At 49.6% G+C, this 2474-nt stretch carries 1 protein-coding gene; it reads left to right on the top strand.

What is annotated here, in order from left to right; translation table 11 throughout:
* The coding region (locus H6585_15735) for an LPS-assembly protein LptD (GenBank protein MCB9449783.1) at positions 1–2234 on the top strand (2234 nt) is incomplete at its 5' end.
* Positions 2235–2474 lie beyond the last annotated feature (240 nt).

Genomic DNA, 2474 nt, shown 5'->3' on the forward strand with positions numbered 1-2474 from the left:
ATGATACCTTCACTGCCGAAGGTATGCACTACAATTTTGCTACCAGAAACGGAAAGATCTACAACCTGAAGCGGCAGGAAGGAGAGGGCTATGTGTATGTGGATCAGGGAAAGAAGAATGCCGACAATGAATACTATGGCCTGCATACTGTTTATACCACCTGTGATCTCGATCATCCGCACTTTTACATCGCTGCCAACAAGGCTAAGATCGTTCCGAAGAAAATAGCGGTGACGGGCCCTGCCAATCTGGTAGTGGCCGACGTGCCCACACCCTTATTCCTGCCATTCGGCATTTTTCCCATCAACCAGGGAAGGACTTCCGGCATTCTGATACCACAGTACGGGTACAGTTTTACGCAAGGTTATTTTCTGCGGAATGGTGGCTACTACTTTGCCATCAATGACAATTTCGATCTCTCTCTCACGGGCGATATATATTCCAACGCATCTTACAGATTACAGACCTCCAGCGGTTATGCCAAACGATACAAGTATCGCGGCAACCTGAGTCTGGAATATTCGAAGAACAACTATGGTCTGGATTTCGATCCGAATTTTAGCAGCAACCGGGGCTTCTTCGTCAGGTGGAACCACAGCCAGGATCCGAAGGCAAGGCCGGGTTCTTCCTTTGCTGCGAATGCCAGTTTCGGTACGTCAGACTTCCTCGCCAACAACTCCTTCACGGAGTCTTACCTGAACAACTCCTACAACAGTAGTATCTCCTATAACAAGTCATTCACAGGTTCGCCTTTCACCATGAGTGCAGCACTGCGCCACAGCCAGAATACCTCCACCGGACTGGTTGACCTCACCCTGCCGGATGTGTCACTGAATATGAGTCGTATCTATCCGCTTAAGAAAGTACTCAACGATCCGCGAAACCAGCTCAACCAGTTTGGTATCAGTTACAGCATGAACTTCCGCAACTTCCTCAGTGTGCCTGATTCCACCTTGTTTACTCCTGAGTCGCTGGCTAAGATGGAAAATGGCTTCTCCCATAATTTTTCTGCCAGTTCGCCCTTTAAACTGTTGCGGTATTTCACACTTACACCGTCCTTCACGTATAATGAGAACTGGTATTTCGAAACAGTGCGCAAGAACTACGAACCCGATACCATCGTTACCGAAGTGTTCGATCCCGTCAGTGGTGAACTGACCTACGATACTGCCATCGTATATTTCCAGACCGACACCATCAGCGGATTTGATGCTGCACGCTGGTTCAACGCCAGTGCATCACTTACTACCAAGTTGTACGGCATCATGCAGTTCAAACGAGGCAAGGTGAAAGCCATCCGTCATGTGGTCACCCCATCTGTCAGCTTCAGTTATCGGCCTGACTTCAGTGATCCGGAATACGGCTACTATGGCAGCTACTATCCATCACCGGGTGCAGAGGCAGTTACTTATTCCATTTTTGAAGGGGCTCTTTTAGGTGGGCCACCTAATGGTAAATCAGGCAGTATAGGGATCAATCTCGCCAACAACTTTGAGATGAAGGTGCGTGATGAGACGGATACGCTAAAGGGTGAACGCAAGGTGAAGCTGATAGACAACCTCATTCTGAATACGGCCTATAACCTGGCAGCAGATTCACTCAACTGGAGTTTCATTAACGGAAGCGCCTACACCACTCTGTTCAATAAACTGCGGGTGAATGTGAGTGGTTCTTTCGATCCGTATGTGCTTGATTCCACCGGGCGGCGCATCAACCAGTTCGAATGGGATGTCAACGACCGGCTGGCCCGGTTCTCTACCGGAAACGTAGCATTGAGTACCTCCCTGCGATCGAAACGGCGGGAGAACGAGAACCTCGAGACAACAGCAGGCACCGAGGCAGAACGCGACATGGTGTGGTCCAATCCTTCTGCCTACATTGATTATGAGCTGCCCTGGCAGATGACCCTGAACTACAACCTTCGTATCCAGAACATTCAGCTGACCGACGGAACAGATTCCATTGCCACCACACAGACCTTCAACCTGAGCGGCGACGTCAGCCTGACACCCAACTGGAAGGTGCAGGTGAGTACCGGTTACGATCTGCAGCTAAAGGATTTCACTTATACTGCGATAGACATTTACCGCAACCTCCACTGCTGGGAGATGAGCTTCCACTGGGTGCCATTTGGTGCCAGACAGAGCTACTTGTTCAATATCAATGTGAAGGCCTCGGTTCTGCAGGACCTCAAACTGACACGGAAGCGTGACTGGAATGAGTATAGTTTTTAGTATCGGGTATCGGGTATTGAGTAGTGAGTATTGAGTAGAGGGAGAGTGTGAGAGTGTGAGTGGGAGAGTGTGAGTGGGAGGGTGATAGATGAACGGAAACTGAGACAGGAGATTCCTGATATGGGCGACGCAGGAGCTTCACTTCCTCAGCTTCAGGAATGACGTATTCCTTTGGAAAGGTTTTCTGGTTATTGACGAAACTTTCTCCGGAGGAGGGATCATCCCTGCGAAAGCAGCTTG

Source organism: Flavobacteriales bacterium, from assembly GCA_020635855.1.
Classification (GTDB): Bacteria; Bacteroidota; Bacteroidia; order JACJYZ01; family JACJYZ01; genus JACJYZ01.